This is a genomic window from Thermoplasmata archaeon, assembly GCA_038851035.1.
In the GTDB taxonomy this organism is placed as follows: Archaea; Thermoplasmatota; DTKX01; order VGTL01; family VGTL01; genus JAWCLH01.
Window position 1 is genome coordinate 22,240 of the sequence record JAWCLH010000023.1, and the last position, 23,404, is coordinate 45,643.

Sequence of the window (23,404 nt, forward strand, 5' to 3'; positions counted from 1 at the left end):
TCTTCATAACGGGGTGGCGATTTGAGCGAGCGGGACGTGGTCTCGAGGGAACCGGGCAGGGCGTTCATGATGGCGAACGAGGCGATGGTGCGCGGCGCGCTGGAGGCCGACGTGAAGCTCTACGCCGGCTACCCCGGCTCTCCGACGAGCGAGATTCTCGACACCTTCGCGTCAGTGGCAAAGGAGATGGACATGGTCGCCGAGATATCCGCGAACGAGAAGGTCGCGCTAGAGACCGCCGCCGGGGCCGCGATGGCCGGCCTTCGCTCGATGACTTCGATGAAGAGCGTGGGGATGAACGTCGCCTCGGACTCGTTCTTCTCCCTCTCGTACACAGGTGTCAAGGGCGGGATGGTCATCGTCATGGCCGACGACCCCCACGCCCACTCGTCCCAGTCCGAGCAGGACGGGCGCTTCTTCGCCCCCGCGGCCTATGTTCCGATGCTGGAGCCCTCCGACCCGCAGGAGGCGAAGGAGATGGTCAGGGAGGCCTTCGCGCTCTCCGAGAAATTTGCCGTGCCATTCCTGATAAGAACGGTGACCCGGGTGAACCACCAGAGCGGTATCGTCGAGCTCGATGAGCTGAAGCGGACCCCGTTCAAAAAAGTGAGCTGGCCCCACGGGCCCGCGCGCTTCGTTACCGTCGCAGACAGGGCGAGGGCCTTCAAGCAGAACATGCTCCGGAGGACGGAGGAGGTCCGGAAGGAGTTCGAGGCCTCCGGGCTGAACAGCGTCTGGGTCGGGCTGGGCAGGGGCGAGACGGGCGTGGACGCGGGCGTGCAGGAGGCCGGGGAGGCGAGGGGGACGGGTGTTCTGGCCTCCAGCGCCGGATTCAACTACGCCGCGGAGGCCTGCCGAATTCTAGGGCTATCGATACCAATCCTCAAGCTCGGAACCACATTTCCCCTTCCGTGGGGGCTCCTCTCCAGTTTCATCAGGCCCCTGAAGAGGCTGGTCGTCGTGGAGGAACTCGCGCCCTATCTCGAGAACAGCGTGAGGGCGCTGGCGAAGGAAGCCAACCCGTCGCTGGAGATAATCGGCAAGGCGAGCGGGCATTTCTCCGAGGCACTCGAGCTCAACCCGAACATCGTCGCTTCCGCGCTGGCTCGGGTCCTCGGTCTCAAGACACCCGTGGACTACGAGGCGGTTCTGGCGAGGGCCGAGAGGCTGAAGGAGGGCCTCCCCTCCCGCCCCCCGACCTTCTGCCCCGGCTGCCCGCACCGCGGCACAATATATGCTCTCAGGAAGGCTCTGAGGGGTATGAAGCACGTCCAGCCCACGGACATCGGCTGCTATTCCATGGCCCCTCTCGCGCCCCTCAACTACGGTGACACGCTCCTGAGCATGGGAGCGTCGCTAGGCGTCGCCGAGGGCCTCCAGCACTCTGTAGAGGAGCCCGTGGTTGCGATGATCGGCGACTCGACCTTCCTGCACGCAGGCCTCCCCGGCCTCGTCAACGCCGTTCATCAGAGGGCGAATTTCAAGCTCGTGATTCTGGACAACTCGGTCACGGCAATGACGGGCCAGCAGCACAACCCCGCCAGCCCCCACGAGGAGGGCGAGGAGGGGGAGCAGAGAGTAGACCTCGAGGCCCTTGTGAGGGGAATCGGCGTGAGGGACGTCACCGTCATAGACCCGTATGATATCAAGAACACCCCCGGAAAAATCAAGGAGGCCCTCGCGAGGCCGGGACTGGGCGTGATAATCTCGCGAAGGGAGTGCGCCCTGTATGGGGACAGGAACAAGCGCCGGAAGGGTGTGGCAATTACTCCAAACGAGGTCGATAAAAAACTGTGTAAAAGAATCTACGCCTGCGTCCGCGACTTCAACTGCCCCGCGATATCCCTGGACGCTGATGGACAGGCCGCAATATCGCGCGAGCTCTGCGATGGATGCATGATGTGCGCCCGCCTCTGCCCCATCGGGGCCATCAGGCCTGTCGGGAGCGGGGGGGATACGAGAGGGGGCCCGGGAGGAGGGGCGGGTCGGGAGAAATTGGTTGAAGGGGGGGCGAGGGAGGAGAGGACTGAGGCTCCGGAGCCGCGGGGAGGTGGTGGCTGATGCCGGAGGGCGAAACCGGACCGCAGGCGGCCGGATCACAGCTCCCGAAGCGCCCCGGCCCCTCATCCCAGAAGGGGGAGTTCAGCCTGATGATGGCCGGGGTCGGAGGTCAGGGGCTCGTGCTCCTGTCCAGCATCATAGGTAGCGCGGGCGCTCTCTCGAACATGCGCGTCGTCACGGGCGAGCAGCACGGCCTCTCCCAGCGCTCGGGCTCGATACAGGTCCATCTCAGGATAGGGCCTGGAGTTCGCTCCCCGCTGATTCCCGTGGGCAGCGCCGACGCCCTCCTCTCGCTCGAGGCACTCGAGACCCTGAGGTATATAGAGTACCTGAGGGACGGGGGCGTGGCCATCATCAACTCCCGGGTCATGCACCCCGTCACGGAAACCTCGGAGCTTGTCAGGGACAGGAAGGCTCCGCAGAAGTACCTGGGCCTGGAGGAGGTCGTGAGGCGTCTCGAGACCGTCACGCCCCACGTGCTCACCCTCGACGCTCTCGAGCTCGCGAACCGGGCCGGGAACCCGCTGACTGAGAATGTTGTCCTGCTCGGCGCGATGTGCGTCCTCGAGGCCTTCCCGATTCCTCCCGAGCCGCTGCGCGATGCCATCCGAAGAATGGTGCCGGCAAAGGCCGTGGAGGCGAATCTGAGGGCCTTCGAGCTGGGGGCGAGGGCGGCCCGGGAGAGGTTCTGCAGGGCGCTGGCGTGCAGGGCACTATAAGGCGAGCCCACTGGCCTGATACTAACGGGGTGATGGAAAAGCAGACGTCTCAGCCCCCTGCCATGCTTTGCCATGTCAATGCAGTTCCATGATAAACAATTGCAATGCTATATTTATATTTCATGAATTTTATTTTCACAGGGCCGCTAACGGGGATTAAACCAAAATAATCAGAAAAATTTGAATTGTATATTGGGTAAAATTTATATTTATGAAATGCAATAGAGGTCTTGATGGATGTAACGAACTTCAAAGAAATGCAGAAGCACTTCGGGGGCAAGTTCGTCGCCCTGCTGAATGATGAGAAGGTCGTGGCCTCGGGAAAGACCTTCAACGAGACCCTTCACAAGCTCCAAGAGTTGAAGCTCGTGAACAAGGCCGGCCTTTCGATTCGGTTCATTCGGCCGGTTTCGAATAAGAACCCTTTCAACTGAGCTTCCTGCTTTCTTCTCTCAAATGGGGCTCCGGCCTCTCGCGAGTGCCCAATTTCTTACTTCCGAGTTCTTTCTGTAGGTGCAAGGGCCCCTAGACGGCCCGGACATGTGGTGTGTCTCCTCCAACCGCCTAAGCCTCCCGTACCATTGTAGACTGACTGGGCAAGTCGCGGCTGAGACGAACGAGAATTATCTCGTGCTGCTCACGCGCCGTTTACGTGATACCCGCACCGCATAAATTATATAGAAAGACCGCAATCTTTTCAGCGTGGCTGCTGTCCTCCCCTCCCTTCTCCTCCTTGCGTTAATACTAGCCCCCGCCCCGCCCTCCCTCGCCACTCATTCTGCACCCTCGTCTTCCCAGCCCGTTATCATTCTGGAGCTCGCGGGGCCGCTCCCCCCAGACTGCGCGCGTATTATCGAAGGGCTAGGGGCAGAGGTCATCGGCTACCTACCTCCCTATTCATTCTTATTGCTCCTGCCCCGAGGACCCGGTCCCCTCTCCTCCTCCCCCCTGCTCCACATCGAATCCCTGCGCCACCTGCTTCTCGAAGAAAAGCTCTCTCCCCCTCTGCGGGAGCTCCCGGAGGGTTATGAGAGGTTGAAGGTCCTCTTCGCCGGGGAGAGGGCTGCAATCGAGCCCCGAATTCGTGAGCTTGGCGTCGAGGTGCTTCTCTGGGGGGATGGATACTTCGTTTCGAGGGGTGGGGAGGACAAGGTTCTAGCGCTCGCCAGCCTCGGACAGGTATACTGGCTCGAGCCAGCCCCTGCCCCCGAGTTCCTGAACGACCTCGCGACGCGTACCCTGGGCGCCCGCCAGAGAAACGACGGCCCTTATGAGAACAACGGCCTGTCGCTCTGGAGCTACAACAGCGGCTCTTTCGAGGGAACGACGGGAGCCGGGGTGAATGTCTCGATAGTTGACACAGGCATCGACGGCTCCCATCCTGCCTTCGAGGGAAGGAAGGTCGCCTACAAAGACTACAGCGGCTACACCGCGTGGACCGACGAGTATTCCTCTGCGAGGGGGCACGGAACGATGTGCGCCGGCATCGTGGCGGGCAGCGGCGCCTGGCGCCCCTCGGACCCGTCGGGCCAGCCGGGTAAGTACGCCGGCATCGCGCCCGGCGCGGGCCTCATCGGTCAGGCGATACCAAACTGGACCTACAGCGTCGAGAGGCTCTGCCGCGACGCCCACTCGCTGGGGGCCTTCATCTCTAGCAATAGCTGGGGCTTGAACTACTTTACAGGGGACTACATCAGCGACTGCGCGGACTATGATAGATACGTCCGCGACTCGGACCCGAACACGCCCGGAGACCAGCCCCTCGTCGTGGTTTTCTCTGCGGGCAACTCCGGCCCGACGAGCATAACCGTCTGCCCGCCCTCGACGGCGAAGAACGTTATCTCGGTGGGCGCGACCGGCAACGACCGCACCGGGAGCTATGGATACGTCTCCTCCGGCACCATCGTTACATTCAGCAGCCGCGGCCCCTGCGACGACGGAAGAATCAAGCCCGACGTCGTGGCCCCGGGCGTGGACACCTACACCACCAGTGCCTTGTACAACGCATACAAGGGCTATTTAGGCACGGTCCCGGACGACCCCGACTCCTCCTCCTATTTCGTCGGGGGAGGGACGAGCGCCTCCTGCCCCTACGTCGCGGGCGCCTGTGCCCTCGTCACCTCCTTCTGGAGGCAGCACCACGGCGTGGACCCCACTCCGGCACTTATCAAGGCTCTCCTGATAAATGGGGCCGAGCCTCTTCCCGGCTATGCCTACCCAGGGCCGGACCAGGGCTGGGGGAGGGTAAACGTCACCCGCTCAATCGTTCCGTATGGGGGCCGTAGCATCCTCGCCTTTGACCAGACTTCTCCTCTCAACCAAGGCGGGACGTCGTCGAAGATGCTCAGGGTCCACAACGAGCGCGAGCTCAAGGTCACTCTAGTCTGGACGGACAGGCCTGGGACGCCCTACGCGAGTAAGGCGCTTGTCAACGACCTCGACCTCGTCGTCACGGACCCCGACGGAAATGTCTACTACGGAAACAATTTCGCCGGTGGCCATTCCGTTCCCGGGGGGTCCCCAGACGAGAGGAACAACGTCGAGGGCCTACTGCTCCCGTTCCCCAAGAATGGGAAGTGGTGGGTGAATGTGAGCGCGCGCAGTGTTCCCTACGGCCCCCAGGACTTCGCCCTCGTGATATCCGGAGCTGTCACAGAGATATCGGCGGACCCGGCGGCGGAGTCGGTCTCGGTCTCGCCGGCGACGCTAATAGAGGGGGAGAAAGCCACGCTATCATTCACCGTCCGCAACCTGGGCCACGGGACGGCCTCGGCCTTCCCCTACAAGATATACATCGATGGGCAGCCGCTCGCAACCGGGGACCTACCCTCCCTCCCTCCGGGCGAGACGGTGGAGGTGGGGGCGGAGTGGACGGCTCTCAGGGGGGCTCACGCGTTCTCGCTCTCGGTGGACCCGGATGGATTGGTCGACGAACTCGACGAGGGGAATAATCATATAGAAATCGCCCGGACGGTCCTCCACTACGGCGTCGGGGCCTCGGTCTCGCCGCCAGAGATTCTCCTCGACCCAGGGGGGAGCTATGTTCTGGAGGGGGTTGTGGAGAACACCGGCACCGCGCCGGACACGGTCCAGCTCGGCGCCTCCTCCTCGTCCCCTGGGTGGAGCGCCTCGGTGGAGAGGACATCGCTGAGCATCGGGCCGGGCGAGAAGGCAAAGGTCGGCCTGGTCGTCGTCTGCCCCGAGGCGGCACTCGCGGGCGAGGACTGCGTTCTCACGCTGGCCGCGGTCTCCACGGGCAACTCGAGCTACCGCGCCGAGGCTTCAGCGAGGGCTGTTACGAGACAGGTCTATGGCATCTCCATTCCTTCTTCTCCCCCGTCGGTCGAGATTCTCCCCTGGGAAACCGCCTCCTTCAACATCACCATCTCGAACACCGGCAACGGTCCCGACGTCGTGAACGTCGAAGCGTTTGGGGACCGCTCCGACTGGTCTGTCGAGCAGAGCGCCCAGACGCTCTCGATTCCAGCCCGGAGCTGGGAGACGCTGGAGGTCAGGGTCACGCCCCACCCCGCGAGCCTCGCGGGCAACTCCTCGACCACTATCCTCACCGCCACCAGCTCCGGAGCCCTCGCGGCGAGTGTGGAGCTGAGGGTCTCGGTTGCGCAGTTCTATAACATCACCCTTGCCCTCCTGCCGCTCGAGGTGTCCGCGCCCCCCGGTGGGAGCGTGTCCGCTCTGTTCTTCGTCACCAATGGAGGCAACGGGCCAGACAATGTGAGCGTCGAACTCGAGCTACCTCCGGGCTGGGAATCGCCGCTCGAGCCCTCGCTCCCACTAGGGGGATATGAGAGCTTCAACGGGAGCGTGAGCGTGCGCGTCCCGCCGTCCGAGCTCGCCGGCGATTTCCGGGTCTCCCTCACGGTGCGCTCAGAGAGCGGCATTGAGCGTAGGGAGGGCTTCGAAGTCCATGTCCAGCAGGTTTACGCCTCCGCCTCCAGACCCTCGCCCAGGAAGGAAGTGGTCTACCCAGGCGAGGCCGCCTTCTTCTATATATCGGTGACCAATTTGGGCAACGGGAGGGACGCGTTCGACGTTTTCCCCTCCGGACTCCCGGAGGGAGTGACGGTGGCGAGGCTCACGGGTCCAGTTCCTCTGGGGCATGGAGAGACCGCTGCAGTCGCGGTCACCCTGACAGTTTCCGAGCGCGCACCAGCCGGAGAGATGGGGCTGGTATTCAGGGCGACATCGAGGGGGGAGCCCCGGGCCGTCAGCACGAGCGAGGTGGTCCTTGTCGTCCTCCCGCTTCCAGAGCCACCATCCCCCCCGGCTCCTCCTGCGTCACCGTTGAGGGAAGTGACGCTCGGTGGCTGGGAGCTCTGCACCATTCCCGTTCTTCTAGCCGCCGCCTTCACCGTCCTGTTAGTGGCTGTGGAGCGCAAGGCCCCTCACACCCCGCCCAGTGCCAATTTTTAAGTATCTCGATTGTGTTGCCAGCGGCGGAGGAGCACGGTGGACGTCTACCTCAACGACCTGCTGTTGGCGGGCTTCGTGGTCGAGATGAGGAAGGACTACAGGATAGGCCGGAGAATCGAGCAGGGCGCGGACGGCGACGACATCATTCTCGAGGGCAGGAAGTCGGCGGAGTTCTCTCTTACCGGAAGAATGACTCTCGAGCAGCTGAGAGCACTCGAGAGGGAGCTGGCGAAGGGGGAGCCGCTGTTCAGGTCGGAGTTCGGCGAGTACAGGGTGGCGGTGAAGTCACTCCACTACCGTAGCGACACCTCCGAGGTGGCGCTGGAGCTCATCGAGGACGTTCATTTCTGATTGTTTTTGACTGTCCGTGACTGCGCCCCGCGGGGTCGAGGCGCGAGGCGAGCGGCGCCGTTTCGGGGTCCTGAGGGCTCGTTCGGACGCACCATCGCGTGCCCCGTGGGGGCTACACAACGGGGCTCAGCCTGACGCTGGGCGGGCCCCTCTCCGGGTCCGGGGTGATCACGAAAACGTTCGTCCTCGGGCTGACCCCGTACATGCAGACCGAGTTGTTGATGTCAAGAATTCTGATGTATGTGTCGGCCATGTTCATGATCTCCTGCGTGAGCTTCAGGCCCGGCTTGAGGATGCCGACGCCCACGTCCTCGGATATCTTGATTCTGCCAACGGTGTTGAAGAGGTCCCTTATCGCGATGTCGTTACCGCGCAGGTACTCCAAGGTGTCGAAGGCGGCGAAGTCCATTATCGGTCTGTTCTCCGGGCCCCTGAGGCTCTGGAGGACGTTCCTCCAGTTGCGCAGCGCCTCCTCCTTGTTTCTGGTCCCGAGGGCGAGGATGTAGGGCTTCCGGGTCTCCTGGATGAAGTAGTCCGCGATCTGGACGAATCTGTCGAATAGGGAGGGGTCCAGGAAGCGGGTTAGGTCGTCTCGCAGAGTGTCGGCTTGGTCGCCGCCCGGCAAGACCACGATGGCACCCCTCTGCTGGGATATAAAGTTGAGCAGGATCGGCCTGACGAGCGAATAGTACTCCTCCGTGGAAACGTTCCCTGCGACCTCGATGACGTTGTAGCTGCCCTTCCTGAAGCCACCACCGAGAAGGGCGTCGAGGTCGGGCGTGCCTGTGCTGTAGTGGCCCGGGCCGTCGGGAATCGGTTCCCAGCGCTTTGGCTCGCCAATGGCCCTGAAGGGCTCGAAGGTCCTGAACCTACCCCCGTGAAGGCTGATGAGGTACCGGGGGCGCTGAATCTCCGTCGCCCTGAGCTTCTCGATGCGCATCTCCCTGACCCGCCTCCCCTCGACCTCCATCATGTCCAGAACAACGACGCCATCGGCGAGATAGTCTATCGAGGTCGCGACGCCCTTCTCAAGAATGACCAGCATGTCGACGTTGGAGTGCTCGACCAAGTCCTTCTGGAGCGCGTGGACCAGCTCCTCGGGCGGTAGGCCGTAGCGCGTCGTGATGCCCTCGACGCTGTCAATAGCGAAGAAGCTCTTCCGGGGGAGGCACGCCTCGACCCTGTCGTAGATTCTGGATATCTCGGGAATCGTGTAGCGCTCGAGAAGCTTGGAGAGACAGGTCCTGTCCACCTCCTCGGGCGCCTCCTCTCTGGGGCCATGGAGGGACCGGAGGAACTCCTGCGCCCCCTTTATCCTGACTGCCTTCTCTTTCTGCACCTTAGTCTCCGCTTTCTCCTCCCTGTATATCGTGGCAAGGAACTCCCTGCTCGCATCCACGATTCTGGCCCTCATGTCCTTCTCCCTGAGCCAGGGGAATTGGACATAGAGCGAGGCGTCAGATACTCGCGTTGACAGGTAGAAGCTCGCCTCCGGGTCGGCGATCTCCTCGAGAATCTGGAGGGCGAGCGTGGTCTTTCCCGTGCCGGCCAGCCCCTTTATGATGAGCGATTTTCCTCCTGGCCTGCTGAAGAACTCGGACAGCTCCCCCGGAACTCCAAGCGCGACGCCCTCCCTTTTTCTCACGATTCCTCCCCCGAATTCCAATTTCTGAGCTCGATATGTGCATCGGGTTATTTACCTTTTAGCCCATTCCCGGGGTGCTCCCCGCACCGCGCCGCCGGCCCCCGGAGTCTCTCGGCTTGCACGCCCGTCCCCTCTCGCCACGTGGCTCCTTACGCGTTTCACGTACATCAAGGGATAGCTCATCTCCCTCACGAAGTGCATGCAGCAGTGGGCCTCCGCGCTGCCGTAGCGCGTGACCACCTCGACCCGGAGCATGGAGCCGTCGAGGGTCTTGTACCTGTACCTGCCGGCAAGCCCCCTAAGGGCGGCTCTATCTATTTTTGCGCTCGCCCTGACCACCCAGGGCTGGATTTTCACAGCTTCCACAATCGCCTTCTCGAGGGAGCCGGCGCTGGCCATCGTCACGGGAACTCCCACGAACTGGTGGTAGACCATCGCGAGCTTGATTCCGCCCTCGAAGACGGCCCTCTCCGCGTCGGTGCAGTGAAAGTACTTCCTCGCCCTATCCAAGGGAACACCCCGCGAGAGCCGCTCAACGCCCCACATATCTATGAACCTTGCGTCGCGTCGGTCCTCGACCCCTCCCCCTCAGCCGTTCCTTGCGGCTGGGGCACGGGCCCCGGGCCTCCGACCCGTCGCGAATGGGCCAAAGGTCACATAGGCGACTGAGAGAAGCAGGGCGAGGTCGAGGAGGAATTCGAATAGGGGCGCCCCCGCCCCCGCTCTCTCGGTGACGATGACAAGGAATATCACCACACCAGAGGAGACGGCATAGGTCCCTCGCACCTTCGGGTACCGGAGGTCGCTGATCATCAGCAGCCCAAGTAGCGCGAGAGCGAGGGGCCTCAGAATTCCGGGCAATGGTGTCTCGCTCAGCTCACCCTGCAGTGAGAGCAGCGCCACCACGAGGGCGCTTGCGGGCGAGGGGAGGCCGGTGAAGACGGAGGAGTGGCCACCGCCCATGTAGCAGAACCGCGCCAGCCTGAGGAGGCCGCAGACCACGGAGGTTGCGCATGCAGCGAATAGGACGATATCCGAATGGGCGCCGGCGAGCTCGCGCATCGCACCTCGGGAGGTGACGAAGACCACCACCGCGGGCGCCACGCAGAAAGAGGTGGTGTCGGCCATCAAGTCGAGGTAGTCTCCGAAGTACCACTTACGGCTGAACCTTCGGGCGAGGAGGCCGTCGAGACCATCGCAGAGAATTCCAAGGAGAATCGTATAAATGGCGAAGAGCACCTCTCCCTCCAGCACTAAAAGAATGGCGAGAAAGCCGAGAAGAGCGTTGGTCAAGGTGAAGAGGTCCGCGATCGAGACCATGCGCAGAATTCTCAACGGCTCCCCCTCCCCTCCCCCCTTCCGGGGGCCTCCGCCAGAGTCGTGCTTCCCGCCTTCACTCTCTCTCCCCTTCGCGCCCTGAGCTTGAGCCAGCCGGCGGGGACGAAGAGATCCACACGGGACCCGAACCGTATGATGCCGATTCTATCCCCCTTCGAGAGCTCCTGCCCCGCCCTCACATACGTCACGATGCGCCTCGCAAAGACCCCGGCGATCTGCGTGATGAGAATTCTACCGAGGCTGCTCTCGAGCGTGATGACCACTCTCTCGTTCCTGTCCGCCTTCTTCCTGTAAGCGGGGGCGTGGCCGCCGGGCACCCGCCTCACCTCCACCACCCTCCCGGGCCATGGCGCTCTGTTAACATGGACGTCGTGTATGTTCATGAATATCGAGAAGTACGCTCCGGCCTCCGTAGCCTCGGCGCGTGTGAGGAGGCCGTCCGCGGGCGAGACGATGCCCTGGCCAATTTTTCTCTCCGGATCCCGGAAGAAAATGGCGAATACCACTGAGATTCCAGTAAACACGGCAAAGAGGATGATCGCGGGGATAGCGCTCCAGATGGCGATGAGCAGGGAAACCAGCGCTAACACCGCGGGAACGGCCACAATACGGAGGCACCCCTTCGCCAGCACCCTTACCCCGCTCCGCAGTGCAACTGGATTTTGTGTTTATTACTCTTCCTCTCTCTCTCCTGTACGACTCGCCTCTCCACCTCCGACCCCGCCCGACACAGACACACCGTCCTCAACTCCCTCCCCCTCCCCCATTCTCCTCGTGCCTCCAGTCCCTCGGCCGCGGCCGGTGGTGCCCCCGTCCGATTCCACGCCCTCCACCCCGCCGCCCGCTCTCTCTACCACCGCGCTTTCCCCCTTGGCCCCAGCTACCCGCTCAACCGGTTTCCCACCATCCTCAGGCATCCCGTCGGTCGTCCGGGGCTCCTCAGCCCTCCCGAGCCGGTAAAGCTCGAGCAGATCGTCGTATATTTCCGGCACAAGGTCGAACACTATCATTGCGAGCGCGAGAAGGACGAGGAAGCTGAATAGCTTTCCCAGATACCCGTGGGCGACGTCGAAGCTCGTTGTCCCGCTGTTCACCAGCCAGATGATGCTTATGTTGCGCACCAGGTTGAGAACCCATATTGGTGGAATCGTGTAGAGCAGGGCCCGGGCGCGCCTCTCGGGCCAGCTCATCTTCATGTACTTCTTGATGCGCTTTCCGATTCTTTTGTAGCCGCTCCACGGGTTCTCGCGGGGCTCGATGCAGAGGAAGGCCCCTAGGAAAATCACAATCGCCTCGATGCCAGTGCAGGCAAGGATTATCGAGATGCCCGAGCCGATGACGGGCACGGATATCTCGCCCGTGGCGGCGTCTACGACCGGACCCCCGACCACCGTGCTTGCGCCGAGGAGGTTGTAGAGCCAGGAAGTCTGGGCGGCGGTGGCCCATATCAGCGCGCTCGATAGGGCGGGCACCTTCGCAAATAGGAAGTAGGTCCCAGCGGCCACGAAGGTCATTCCCGTGATGAACCTCAGCGCCCTACGGTCCCCACCGCTCTTCCAAGCCCTCCACTCGTATATCGAGAAGACAGTGAAGAGCGCGAGGGCGGGCGCGTACAGAAGCACGTTTATCGGGTCGTCGGGGTGGAGACTTACGTAGTTCGGAACCTCGAGCATCCAGTAGATACCGAAGGCCTGCCAGCCCACGATTGACGTGAGGTGGCCCTCGGCCTTGTTATGCATCAGGTATCCCACGCCCAACATAACCAGTCCCGTGAGCAGGGAAACGCTCATCAGGGCCGACGCAACGCGGTCGCCGCGGCCGGGGCTCCAGAGCATCACTGCAATCAGGAGGCCCATGCACCAAATATAAACGGCTGCGAAGAGACGAGGCTCTCTCCTTAGATAGTGGGCGCAAACCCCCGTGATTCCGATCGCGCCGACAAGAAAAGGAGTCGCGAGGTCCATCCTGCGCCAGCCCCTATACCGCATCAGATACCGGTTATCAGCGTGTCCACCAGCTTCTTCGCTCCCCAGAGCTTGCTGGTGTCCCCGTCCCACTTTTCCAGCATGGAGCCGTACCTCTCCTCGAGCTCCTGAATCACCCTCCTCATCTCCCTCCTCTTCTCCTCCGGCTCCCTCCCCGTGACCACGAGCGCCACATAGACATACTTCCCGCTCTCGAGCAGAATTCTCGTCTTGCCGTACCTGAGCTCGTTCAGGACCTCCGCGTCCCTCAGCCGGAAGGACTCGCCGATGAAGTTCTGAATCGCCACGAGCATCCCGCCGAGGAGCTGGTTGTCGACCTCGGGCCTGAGCCTCCGGGTGTTGTGGTGAATCAGCCTCCCGTCCCTATATATCAGGAACAGTTCCTCGATTGTGTACTCAGGGACCCTCTTGTCCGAGACGGCCTCTATCCTCTTCATCCTCTCGACCAGAAGCGTGACGATCTGGTCGAGCTCGCCTATCCTGAAGTAGGTGTTGACCGCTTTCTGGTATAGCATCTTGGAGTAGGGGAGCTTGCCTAACCTTTCCTCGAGGTAACCGAGCCTCTCGTAGGCCTCCGCGAGTCTGCGGAGCTCCCCCGACTTCTCGAAGAAGTGAATCGCAGCCTGGAGGGCCCGCCTGGTCTTGTCCGATTCCTCCGGGGTCAATGTCGGCTGCTCCAGACTCTTGAGCGCGGCCCGGAACCCCTCCTCGATTCTCGCGGGCAGTTTCTCCTTCTCCTCCCTCACCTCCGCCTCGAGCTGCCTGAGCAGCTGCATCGCCCGCTCGTGCTCCCCGGCGTCGGCGGCTGATATGGCTCTCTGGAGCAGCTGCTCGGCCTTTCCAGGGTCCATTCCAAGCTCGACCGCCTCGTCCGTGGCGTCCATCGCCTCCTTGATCGCCTCACGCGTCCGTCTCGCCTTCGCCTCCGCTTCCGCCCTCAGCACACCCTCCCTCACCCTGCGGGCTATCTCCGCCTCCTCCCTCGCCTGCCCAAGGAGGAGAATTCCTCTCTCGAATTGCCCCCTTGCCAGAGCCTCCCTCACTGCCGAGAGAATTCCCTCGCTCTTCGAAGTGTCGGCGCCCATTCCCCTCGCGTTGGCAATCATCTGCTCGACCGCGCTCACGAGCGCCGCCGCCCTTTCGCTCCTCGCGGCCTCGACTATCTCGAGCGCCTTCGAGGTGAGCTCCGTCCCTCTATCATAGTCGCCGCCATCGAATGCGGTCCTCGCCTTTTCGAACAGCGAGGCGGCCCTCGAGACCTCCGCCCCCAGCTTCTGTGCGTTCTCGATTATCACAGAAGAGCGCTCCGCGAGCATCCTGAGAATCTCTCGGTTGCGGATCAGCTCGAGCTTGTCGCGCAGGCCGACAGCGAGGAGTTCCCCAGTCGCGCTCGAGGCCATCGAGAGCATCGGGTCCCGGCCTGAGTACCTGAATAGTAGCCTCCCCGCGCGATCGTAGGAGTAGAGGTGCCGGCCATCCGCGGCATACACCGCACTCCCGTCCGCCGAGATGGCCAGATGGGTTATCGAGTCCTCCGTTCTGGACTTCCAGCTCACCGCCCCAATCTTGGAGAAGACAACAAGGTCGTTTCCCTGCGAGCCCGCCGCGAGAGTCTCGCCGTCCCGCGAAATCGCCACGGCGCTCCAGATGCCCCCCATGTGCTTCCACCTGAGGAACACGTTTCTATCGTAGCAGTAGACGTTGTGGTCCTTGAATGTCACCAGAAGGAGGTCCCCATCGCCAGAGACCGCGAGCCGCCAGCCCGGCCTCTCGGTCCAGTGCTTCCCGGTGAGGTTCCCCTCCCTGCTGACGACGTATATGTTGTTGTCGCTAGCGGAGCAGAGTACCGTGCCATCCTCTGTGACGTCGAGTGAGACCGCCGCTCCCCCCATCCTAAACGCCCAGAGTCTCCTCCCCACGGCGTCGAAGCAAACCAAGCTTCCGTCGCCGCAGCCCGCCACAACCGTTTTCCCATCATGGGACACTTTCAGAGCAACCCCACGCTCGGGGAGGGGCTGGGACCATAGAGGCTTTCCCGTTCGCTCGAATGCGTGGAGCCTCCCGTCGCCCGCCGCAGCGCAGGCGAAGCCGCCGTCCGGCGCGATTGCAACCGCCCTCACCTCTGGCAAGGGCACCCTCCACAGCCTGACCATCTTCCGCCCGGTGTTGGCAAACTCACGCGCTAGCTCGAGGTTCTTATCCACCTCGTCGTAGAACCCCCTTTCCATGCTCGTCCGTGCCGCCCGGACCAGGTACTCCGCCTTATCCACCCTCGCCCCGCAGCGCGCCGCCTCTTCGATGATGAGCTTCGTCTCAGCGATTCCGGCAGCGTACCTGCGCGCCGGCACCCCGAGCTCCTCAAGCACCATCGCCGCGGCCTCGCGCGTGTCGCTCTTCTCGCTCTCCAGAAGCCCCACCAGCTCCGGCATGCGCTCCTCAACGACCTCGCTCGCGGAGGAGGCGTGCTTGCGCAGCAGGGTCAGTGCTTCGGCGGGGTTTTCCCTGAAGCGGGCCAGTCCATCCAGCACCGCCGCAACGATTTCCCTCCGGAGGTTCGAGCGGCTCTTGGCAAGCGAATTCAGCAGGTTGAGGGAGGCAACGCGTACCTCCCCCGACTGATCCCCGAGAGCCTCGACGATGCGCGGAACCGCCGCCACGAGGGCCTTCGGGTCCTCGTCCGCAAGCGCCGAGAGCTCCCTGATGAGCTTGAGCTTCCGCTCCGTCCCGGCCGGGCCGAGCTCGCGCGATAGCCTCTCGGCCTTCTTCGTCAAGTCGCCGAATATCATAGTTGGGCTATGATACCATTAATCCTGATAATATAGATGTTGGTCGGGCGCCCGGCGCCCGCCCTAGACACCTGACGCAGCCACCCGAGCCAACTTACCACCCGATGGGCGCAAGCCCATCATCGAAACTGAAGCCAAAAAGCTCGCTGGCCGACGGTCCGGAGTTGAGAATGAAAAATTAAATATTCTAAAACCAATTAAACCCTATCTTCCTAAGCTCACTATGCGTAGGAAGCTCATCAGTAGGAGGCTGCGTCCGGATAGGCCGGCGCAGTAATGAGCCACTCTGCGACGCCCCCCGCCCGCGGCCCCGACGGTGAAGAGGTGAGAGGATGGAAGGGAAGGCTCACAGAGAGGGCTCCAGAATGGGATTTCTGAGTATGCTGGTTGTGCTATTTATGATGGTTCCGGCCCCACCGTCCGTGGCGATGGAGCCGGCCGGTGAGGGACCGGCAGGCGCGCGGGCCTACACGCCGCGCGCGCCGATAAAAATAGAGGGCTCCGAGGGGTTCACTCCGGAGAACGGCGTCACCGGGGGCTCGGGCCATGAGGACGACCCGTACGTGATAAGCGGCTGGGAGATAACACCGGCATCGAGCCACGGAATCGAGATCTATTTCGTAACCACCTACCTGACCATACGGAACTGCAGGATAAAGAACACCCCCGCCGGTTTCGCCGGTCTATCTATCAATTTCACGGATGCCATCATATCCGTGGAGCACTGCGTCTTCGAAGGGAACGACGTCGGGGTCCAGCTGAATGGCATGTATTATCCAGCCACAATCTCCAACTGCTCCTTCACCGGGAACAGAATAGGCGTCAGGTGCGGAACATCCCTTCAGGTGCAGGACTGCACCTTCTCCGGCGGGACGGGCGTCACGCTCGAGGAACATCCGTCCGGTAAAATCAAGTTCAGCACCTTCAAGGACCAGATCGCAGGTGTAAAGGTCACAGGGTCTCTGGAGAAGCTTTATGTCATGAACAACAGTTTCTCCGGTGTCCAGACCGCCCTCAGCATGGATAACTGCAAGGGCGACTATAATAAAGGAAAGTGGGGGCATGTCACCGGCAACGTCTTCTCTGGAGGGACGGTCGGCGTCTCCGTGAACGGCAGCGGATTCTGTTCCATCTACAGAAACACGTTCGAGGATGTCCCGACCGGTGTCTCCATGTCGAACGTCCCCTCCTCCGTACCGGTCTATAACAACGATTTCCTGCGCGGAACCACAGGAATCGAGCTCGCGTATTGTACCAACGGCACGATAAACAACAACAACTTCACAGGCGCCTCGTCCTACGCGGTGAGCCTCAAAGGAAGCCGCTACAATACGATAATTGACAATCACTTTAAGGACAACAATGCGGGCGGCCGCCAGGCCTACTGCGACAAGAGCGAGAACATATGGAACCTCTCCGGTGAAAAAGAGTGGGACAGGGAGAAAAACTGGTGGAACGGTCTGTCGAGCGCCCACGGCAACCACTGGAGCGACCTCAGCAGGCCCGACTCGGACAGGGATGGCTTCGTGGACACCGGCTACGAGCTCGGGGGCGGCATGGCCGCCGACATGAGACCCATGAGCACCCCGCCGCCGAGGTGCGGGAACGTCCCCGACGGGACCCTCTTCTGCTCCGTGGACGCGGACAGGACGACCGGCGCCGCTCCCCTGACCGTGGAGTTCAGGGGGCTGGTCGTGTGCGACGACAGGACGCCCTACCCCTTCAGATACGAGTGGGACTTCGGCGACGGGGCGACCGCGGAGGGCTTCTGCGCGCTCCACACCTACAGCACCCCGGGCACCTACACCGCCCGCCTGACGGTGACGGACCAGGATGAGAGGGAGTGCTCGGCCACGAAGACAATAACGCCGGGCGCCGCGCCGGCTCCGCTGGAGGCCTCCGCGTCCGCGGACAAAACGAGCGGCGAGGCCCCCCTCACGGTCTCCTTCACGGCCTCCGCGACCGGAGGCACCCCGCCCTATACCTACGCGTGGGAATTCGGCGACGGGGAGACGGGCGCGGGCGCCTCCGTGAGCCACACCTACGCCGCCGCTGGCACGTACTCCGCGGTCCTGACCGTCACGGACTCCGAGAGCCAGACGAAGAAAGCCGCGGCGCTCACCATCACCGTGACCTCCGGCGGAGCGGCGCCCCTCTCCGCCTCCGCCTCGGCCGATAGGACCTCGGGCCCGGCGCCCCTCTCCGTCCAGTTCACGGGCGTCGCGAGCGGCGGCACCCCGCCCTACACATTCAGCTGGAGCTTCGGCGATGGAGCCACGGGCTCGGGCTCGCCCGTCAGCCACACCTACACATCAGACGGCATTTACGACGTCGTCCTGACGGTGACCGACTCGAAGTCCGTGACGAAGACCGCCCCGGTAATCACCATCACGGTCGGCGGGGGCGGGGGCTCGCAGCTGGTGGTTGCGGCCTCGGCCAGCCCGACCTCCGGCCCCGCGCCGCTCAGGGTCCAGTTCACGGCCTCCGCGTCCGGCGGGACCGAGCCCTACACATTCGAGTGGAGCTTCGGCGACGGGACGAACGGCACCGGTGCCAGCGTCACGCACAGGTATGAGAAGAAGGGCACCTACACCGTTCTCGTGACGGTGAAGGACCGGGAGGGCCAACAGCGCTCCTCCACAGTGACAATCGAGGTGAAGGAGAAGCCCAAGGAGATCCGGAGCCAGCCGGGGCTCGGGGCGCTGGCGGTGGCCGCGGCCCTCGCGACAGTTGTGGTGCTCCGGGCGCGGAGGAGGGGAGGACCGGACGGGGGAGGGGGGCAGTGACCATGGCGGCCCCGCCACCACCATCTGTCCGGCAGCAGCCGTCCCCCCAGTACCCCGCGTACGGCCAGACCACTTATCCCGGTTATTACCCGCCCGCTCAGCCTCCGGCGGCTCAGCCCCAGCCGGCGCCGCAGTATTACCCCCCGGCGGCTCAGGGCCAGCAAGGCCAGCCCGCGGCGCAGTACTACCCCCCACCGGCGCAGCCCCAGCAGCCTCCGCAGGGCTACGCCCCGGCGGCGCAGTCTCCGCCGCCGTACGGATATTACCAGCCCCCCCAGTACCAGTACCCCGCGCCCCAGTACCCCGGCTCCCCCCCTCCCCCCGCATATTACCCGGGCCAGCAGCCGGGCGCGCCGCAGGCCGGACAATCCACCGGGATGATCGCGGTGGCCCTTGTGGGAGCGGTCTTCGGTGCAATAGGAATGATAATGCCCTCCATCGGCTATCTCCTCTTCTCGATAATTCCCCTCGAGCTCCTTGTTCTGGGCATGATATTCGGCATTATCGCCTGCGTTTGCGGAGCCGTCACCCGGAGCGGAAATCCCGCCAGGGGCAACAGGATAATCTCCTTCGGGGCGGCCGTCGTCCTCATCAACCTGATATGCGCGCTGATTCTGGGAATAGGGCTGGCGTCGATCGAGTAGCTCCGGAAGGGCCGGGCGATGCAGCCGCCGCCCAGCCCGCGCTCGGTCCCGCGCCGCATCCGGGCCCTGCTGTCCTGCGGACCATCAGACTCCGTCCGGCTGCTCAATCCTCCCGACGCCCGCGCGTCGCAAATGGCCTGTACGGCCCCCGAACTCTCTATCCGCCGATAGCCGTCCTCCCCGTCCAGCCTGAGCCGGGGCTCAGGGAGCTCTTTCCAACCCCTCCGGCGAGGCCGCACTAGTTTCCATCTCCAACTCTACCAATCCTTAACACCACATCCAGAACCGGCCCATCGTTCCCCAGCAACGCCCCCTCACCACCCTTCGAACCTCCCGGCCCGGAATCCCTCCGTCGCCGCGGCCATCAGGCCCCGGTCCCTCGCGAGCCACCTGAGCGAGCGGAGGCATCTGGCGCGCATCGCCCTCGCCTCGTACGGGTCCAGCTCGCCGTCGAGGAAGAGGGCGTCGAGGCCCAGAACGCCGACGAAGGCGGGCCCGATTCTTTCCGCCATCGGCCCCAGCCTCTCCACAATGAGCGACTCGAGCTGGTGCGCGGTGAAGGCGCGCGCGACATAAATGCTCCGCAGGACCTCTTCGACAACCTCCCGGCTCCTGCCCGCCAGAATTCCATACCCCCCCGCGCCCTCCCCCCCGCGGCCTTCCCCGCCCCGTTCCCCATCCTCTCCCTCTCGCGCTCTGCGGTCCCCTCCACACCACTCCCCATCCCGCCCCCCGAACGCTCCACCCGCCCCTCCGTGCGTCGCATCACCCCCGTCTTCCAGCGCTCCGCCCCCACCTCCGCCCCGACCTCCCTCCCCGGCCCCCAGCGCTCTCCCGCCCCCTGCGCCCGTTTCCCTTTCCACCACTCCAGCCCTCTCCGCTCCCCCCATTTTCGCTCTCCCCTCCTCACCCGCCCCGTCGCCGCCTCCGCCCCTCCACCCACCCCCTCCACCCGCGCCGCCCGGAAAAGATTCGCCGCTCTCTTCCCGGCCTAGCCTCCCCGCCAGCCCGCGCGCGAGCTCGGCGACCTCGTAGGGGTCGGCCGCGCAGCTCCCGTCCACGATAATCGAGGGCCTCCCGAGGCCGAGGAAGCAGCGCACCGCCATCTCGTAGATGAGCTCCGGTCCGGCGCCCCTGAGAATCGCCAGCTCGCCGCGGCGAACTCTGAACTCCCTGAAAGGGGCGCCCGTACCGGCGGAGGGGGCCGCGGACCCCGCCCCTCCCCCCCTCTCTCCCGCCGCCCTGACCCCCTCGCGATGTAGAGGGCGGATTGGGTGCCCCGGAGAGGGCGTGCGCTCGCTCTCGATTTCCACGGCCACGGCAATCACTCTGGTTCCGGGGCTATATATCCCGCGCGGGGGGGTGGGTGAAAGGGGGGATGCCGCATCGCTCGGCGGGTGCTCCCCGGCGGGAGACATTGTCTCCAGTCCCCCCGCAAGTCCCATTCCAGTAAAAATGCGTTGAATGCGTTGAATGCCAAAGTTGGGGTACGCGAATTGCCGATAGTAGAACCGAAAGGAATTCAAGGTGGGACGCTGTTGACTATGTTGGCAAAACTATAACAACAGCGTCCCGGATGAAGAATGGCCCGTGGATTGTTAACCTTTTCGCTTCCTTCATTTCCCGGTTACTGGGGAGCCGCAGCTCCCCCCATTTCATTTACGGCCTCGAGGACATCGTTGAGACGCTGCTTTTCTCCGCCGCTCAAAGAACCTCAGTAGAGGCAGGTACAAGTGGATTAGGGGAGTTGTGGGGGGTAGAACCACCTCACAGGACGCAGTATTCCACTGGTTAGAAAAGCTTGATAGAGAGCAGGTCTTCGAGATGTTCGATGCTTTTGTCGTCCATACCGTTGCCAGAGCCGAGCTCAAAGCAAAGGTCTGCTGGGAAAGCCCATCCTTGCGGCAATTGACTGCCACGACCAGCCTTACTATGGAAACGAAAGGCCTCCGGAGGTAAAGGGGAGTAAAAAATGCCGTGGCACCAACTATGCTTATCAGCATCCCGTCCTCGACGTTGTGGTTCAGGGTCAGAGGTTCACCCTGGCGATACTCCCGGTCCCGTCCCTTGCGGATGCCAATGAGCCGGTCAAGCCCGTTCTGAAGATGATGATGCCGCTGGTCGACATTGGGGCTGTGTTGCTGACAGTGGCTTCTATTCCGTTGAGGTGATAACGGACATTCTGGAGCTGAGACTCGTGTTCGAGATGACCGCTCCCCGGAACGAGCGGGTCAAAAAAATACCTCGCTCTCCAGAGGGGCTTCCGCTACTCGATAGGCCCTTTCCCAGTCGGGGGAGGACAGAGGTCGGTACCGCTCACGATGGCGATGGCCCCCCAACCAGAAAAAAAAAAGCGGGGCTTTCCGAGAGGGACGAGCTGTTCGTCTTTCTCACAACCGGAAATGTCTCCGAAGGGCTGATTCCGAGGATGATTGAGAACTGCGACCATCACTGGGGGATGGAGATGGGGGTCCGGATGAGGAACGATTTCGTGATTCCAACAACCACGAGAAAGCCGGTTCTGACGTATTTCTTCTTCATTTTTGCAATAATGCTCTATGACCAATGGCTTTTTTCAATATCCTTATAGAGGGGCCTGGATTCCCCATTATGACTATCCTATCCCGGCGAGAGCATCGATGGTGGGTTGAGTTGCATGCAGTGCTCCGGCGCTGGATAGCTCGATAGCGCCTGTTTTGAGGAGGTTAATGAGACGTGTCTAGTTTAAATTGCCCCCGGGGATGGATTTTTCGTTTGCTATGAGAGGATTTCTATGGGGAATAGAGGTGGATAATTAGTGGAGAGGTGCTGATATGTGCTCTTCGGGCTGGTCTGGTGGATTTTTTATGCCAAGTTGCAGAGCGAGTAGGCGGGCGAGAATATTTATATATATAGAGTTAAATTCATCCATTATGAGATTAGTAAAAGTGTTCCATATCATCCCCTGTCCCCATTCCACGATTGCTATTGCTCTACTCATCACCGGACATTTGATTTTTTCTCAGGCGGCTTCCCCACACGACTTCATAACTTCCTCGCGAAGCGATACGAGCGGAAGAAATGGCGAGTTCGTCCCATGGTGGGATGCGGCTTGGATCGCCCGCAAGCCAATCACCGTCAGCCTAGTCGGCGGTGGACAGGCCCTTTACGAGTATCAGATTCAATTAAAAATATTCTACGAAAGCAAGATGAAAACGGACTTCTCTGACTTGCGCTTTATCTTCTACAATCGGTCATCTGGCGCGAACGTAGAGCTGCCTTATTTCGTAGAAAAGAAAAACGATGGGGTGGAGGCTAGTGTCTGGGTGAGGGTTCCCATCATCCAGCCCGGTCCTGGGACGGTTTTTCATATGTACTATGCCAATCCCGCGGCCACCTCAACCTCAAGCGGTGACAGGACATTCGATTTCTATGATGACTTTGAAAGCAGCTCACTGAAAAATGGGTGGGTGTTCTGGAACCCTGGCGGAGACGACTCTTACTCGCTCACTGAGAGACCCGGGTGGTTGAGAATCAAGGTCGTGGGGACTAGCGATACCTGGGAAAGCGTGAATGTAGCGCCATTTATGTACTGGACCCATCCATCCCCAAATTCCAATTTCGTTGTCCAAACCAAAGAAGATGGGAGCGGAGTTGGCGCAAATTCCAGACACTCACTATTGGCATATATACGAGATTTCAGCCTTGGAAGGGAGAACAAGGGATATTGGGGAGCCTACACCTCCACTACTTCCTGTAAATTTGAGGCGGATGGCTTCAGAGGCAACGTTGGCGATACGGGCGCAACGGTGCATTATTTAAGGTTCAGAAAGAGCTCTTCAACCCTTTATTATGATTGGTCCATTGATATGACAAATTGGACCAATACCGGTTCCTATAGCCTCCCATCCATGCCTGCCTACTGGGGTCTGGGGGGTAAATCCTGGTCCTCGGGGGGTAGCTTCAACGCAGACTTCGACTACTTCCTAGTTCGTAAATATGCCTTACAGGAGCCGCAGGTGAGCATCGGGCAGGAAGAGAGACCCTTCAGATTCGTCTCTTTCTCGGTCACGCCCGAGCTCATTGATGAAGGAGAGAGTGTCTGGTTGAATGCTACTTTCGAGAATCTTATATCAGAGATAATCGGAATCAATGTTTCCTTCCGTGAGGGGGATGATTTCCATAGCTCGGACCTGATCTGGTCGAGGGAAGTGGACCTGAGCCCCTCTGAAGAGACCTGTGTCTCCTATCTTTGGACACCGGCCGGCGGCCCGCACACGATCTGGCTTGCTGTTTCAGAAAGACCCGTTGGCTCACGGGACATATACGTAAATCGATATCCCCTCCTCAGCCCGATAATGGATCAGGTTGTCAGCCAGGGGAAGAACTTCAAGCTGCTCATCTTCGCAGAGGACGCTGACGGCGACAGGCTCAACTGGAGTGAGGACTGCCCCCTCTTCAACATCACCCCGCGCGGTCCCCAGAGCGCCGAAATCAACTTCACACCGACAAATGACGATGTCGGGAACTACACCGTCAACATCACAGTCTCCGACCCGCGGGGTTGCAAGGGCAGCACGCGCTTCAAACTGACAGTGAAGAATGTAAATGATTATCCTGTCATCGAGCCTATTAAGGACCAGAGCGTTGCGCAGGACACGGAGTTCAGGTACAAA

17 protein-coding genes are annotated in these 23,404 nt (G+C 61.9%); 10 read left to right on the plus strand and 7 right to left on the minus strand.

Translation table 11 applies throughout. The annotated features are described in order from the left end of the window. Nucleotides 1–21 precede the first annotated feature (21 nt). The 5 genes from iorA to QW379_07855 all read left to right on the plus strand — a co-directional run bounded on the left by iorA (nt 22) and on the right by QW379_07855 (nt 7,565). Complete coding sequence (gene iorA, locus QW379_07835) at nt 22–2,061, plus strand: indolepyruvate ferredoxin oxidoreductase subunit alpha (GenBank protein MEM2870309.1); 2,040 nt, start codon at nt 22–24, stop codon at nt 2,059–2,061. Next, on the plus strand, nt 2,061–2,780 hold the full coding sequence (locus QW379_07840; GenBank protein ID MEM2870310.1) for an indolepyruvate oxidoreductase subunit beta: 720 nt from the start codon (nt 2,061–2,063) through the stop codon (nt 2,778–2,780). Before iorA ends, QW379_07840 begins: the two co-directional genes overlap by 1 nt. Nucleotides 2,781–3,013: 233 nt before the next feature. Beyond that, nucleotides 3,014–3,214, plus strand: coding sequence for a DUF5678 domain-containing protein (locus QW379_07845; GenBank protein MEM2870311.1), 201 nt, complete (start codon nt 3,014–3,016; stop codon nt 3,212–3,214). 268 nt (nt 3,215–3,482) lie between these two features. Beyond that, the gene (locus QW379_07850; protein ID MEM2870312.1) at nt 3,483–7,214 is read left to right on the plus strand and encodes a S8 family serine peptidase; all 3,732 of its coding nucleotides are present in this window, start codon (nt 3,483–3,485) and stop codon (nt 7,212–7,214) included. Nucleotides 7,215–7,250: 36 nt separating this feature from the next. Then, complete coding sequence (locus tag QW379_07855; GenBank protein MEM2870313.1) at nt 7,251–7,565, plus strand: hypothetical protein; 315 nt, start codon at nt 7,251–7,253, stop codon at nt 7,563–7,565. A gap of 112 nt (nt 7,566–7,677) precedes the next feature. Here the strand turns inward: QW379_07855 and gvpD are convergent, their stop codons facing one another. From gvpD to QW379_07885, 6 genes are all read right to left on the minus strand, one after another. Further along, the gene (gvpD, locus tag QW379_07860) at nt 7,678–9,210 is read right to left on the minus strand and encodes a gas vesicle protein GvpD P-loop domain-containing protein (GenBank protein MEM2870314.1); all 1,533 of its coding nucleotides are present in this window, start codon (nt 9,208–9,210) and stop codon (nt 7,678–7,680) included. 51 nt (nt 9,211–9,261) lie between these two features. Continuing rightward, nucleotides 9,262–9,720, minus strand: coding sequence for a dihydroneopterin aldolase family protein (locus QW379_07865; GenBank protein ID MEM2870315.1), 459 nt, complete (start codon nt 9,718–9,720; stop codon nt 9,262–9,264). A 78-nt stretch (nt 9,721–9,798) separates the two neighbouring features. Then, nucleotides 9,799–10,545 (minus strand): CDP-alcohol phosphatidyltransferase family protein, encoded by a 747-nt coding sequence (locus QW379_07870; GenBank protein ID MEM2870316.1) that lies wholly within the window; start codon nt 10,543–10,545, stop codon nt 9,799–9,801. Further along, nucleotides 10,542–11,180: a phosphatidylserine decarboxylase gene (locus QW379_07875; protein ID MEM2870317.1), complete on the minus strand. Its 639-nt coding sequence runs from the start codon at nt 11,178–11,180 to the stop codon at nt 10,542–10,544. The genes QW379_07870 and QW379_07875 overlap by 4 nt, the downstream gene beginning before the upstream one ends. A gap of 39 nt (nt 11,181–11,219) precedes the next feature. Further along, nucleotides 11,220–12,536 (minus strand): archaeosortase A, encoded by a 1,317-nt coding sequence (gene artA, locus QW379_07880; protein ID MEM2870318.1) that lies wholly within the window; start codon nt 12,534–12,536, stop codon nt 11,220–11,222. Beyond that, nucleotides 12,536–15,319 carry a PQQ-binding-like beta-propeller repeat protein gene (locus QW379_07885; protein ID MEM2870319.1) on the minus strand — a complete coding sequence of 928 codons (2,784 nt, stop codon included), beginning with the start codon at nt 15,317–15,319 and terminating at the stop codon, nt 12,536–12,538. The genes artA and QW379_07885 overlap by 1 nt, the downstream gene beginning before the upstream one ends. A gap of 365 nt (nt 15,320–15,684) precedes the next feature. Between QW379_07885 and QW379_07890 the strand changes: the two genes are divergently transcribed. Beyond that, a complete protein-coding gene (locus QW379_07890; protein ID MEM2870320.1) occupies nt 15,685–18,105 on the plus strand; it encodes a PKD domain-containing protein in 2,421 nt (806 codons plus the stop codon). Beyond that, nucleotides 18,102–18,749 carry a hypothetical protein gene (locus tag QW379_07895; GenBank protein ID MEM2870321.1) on the plus strand — a complete coding sequence of 216 codons (648 nt, stop codon included), beginning with the start codon at nt 18,102–18,104 and terminating at the stop codon, nt 18,747–18,749. The genes QW379_07890 and QW379_07895 overlap by 4 nt, the downstream gene beginning before the upstream one ends. Nucleotides 18,750–19,063: 314 nt before the next feature. Here the strand turns inward: QW379_07895 and QW379_07900 are convergent, their stop codons facing one another. Continuing rightward, nucleotides 19,064–20,068, minus strand: coding sequence for a hypothetical protein (locus QW379_07900; GenBank protein MEM2870322.1), 1,005 nt, complete (start codon nt 20,066–20,068; stop codon nt 19,064–19,066). Between the two features lie 430 nt (nt 20,069–20,498). Between QW379_07900 and QW379_07905 the strand changes: the two genes are divergently transcribed. The 3 genes from QW379_07905 to QW379_07915 form a co-directional block, all read left to right on the plus strand. Beyond that, nucleotides 20,499–20,708 (plus strand): hypothetical protein, encoded by a 210-nt coding sequence (locus QW379_07905; protein MEM2870323.1) that lies wholly within the window; start codon nt 20,499–20,501, stop codon nt 20,706–20,708. A 208-nt stretch (nt 20,709–20,916) separates the two neighbouring features. Further along, nucleotides 20,917–21,339, plus strand: a complete 423-nt coding sequence (locus QW379_07910) for a hypothetical protein (GenBank protein ID MEM2870324.1) — start codon at nt 20,917–20,919, stop codon at nt 21,337–21,339. A 322-nt stretch (nt 21,340–21,661) separates the two neighbouring features. Beyond that, nucleotides 21,662–23,404 (plus strand): DUF2341 domain-containing protein (locus QW379_07915; protein MEM2870325.1); only part of this gene is annotated, 1,743 nt, incomplete at its 3' end.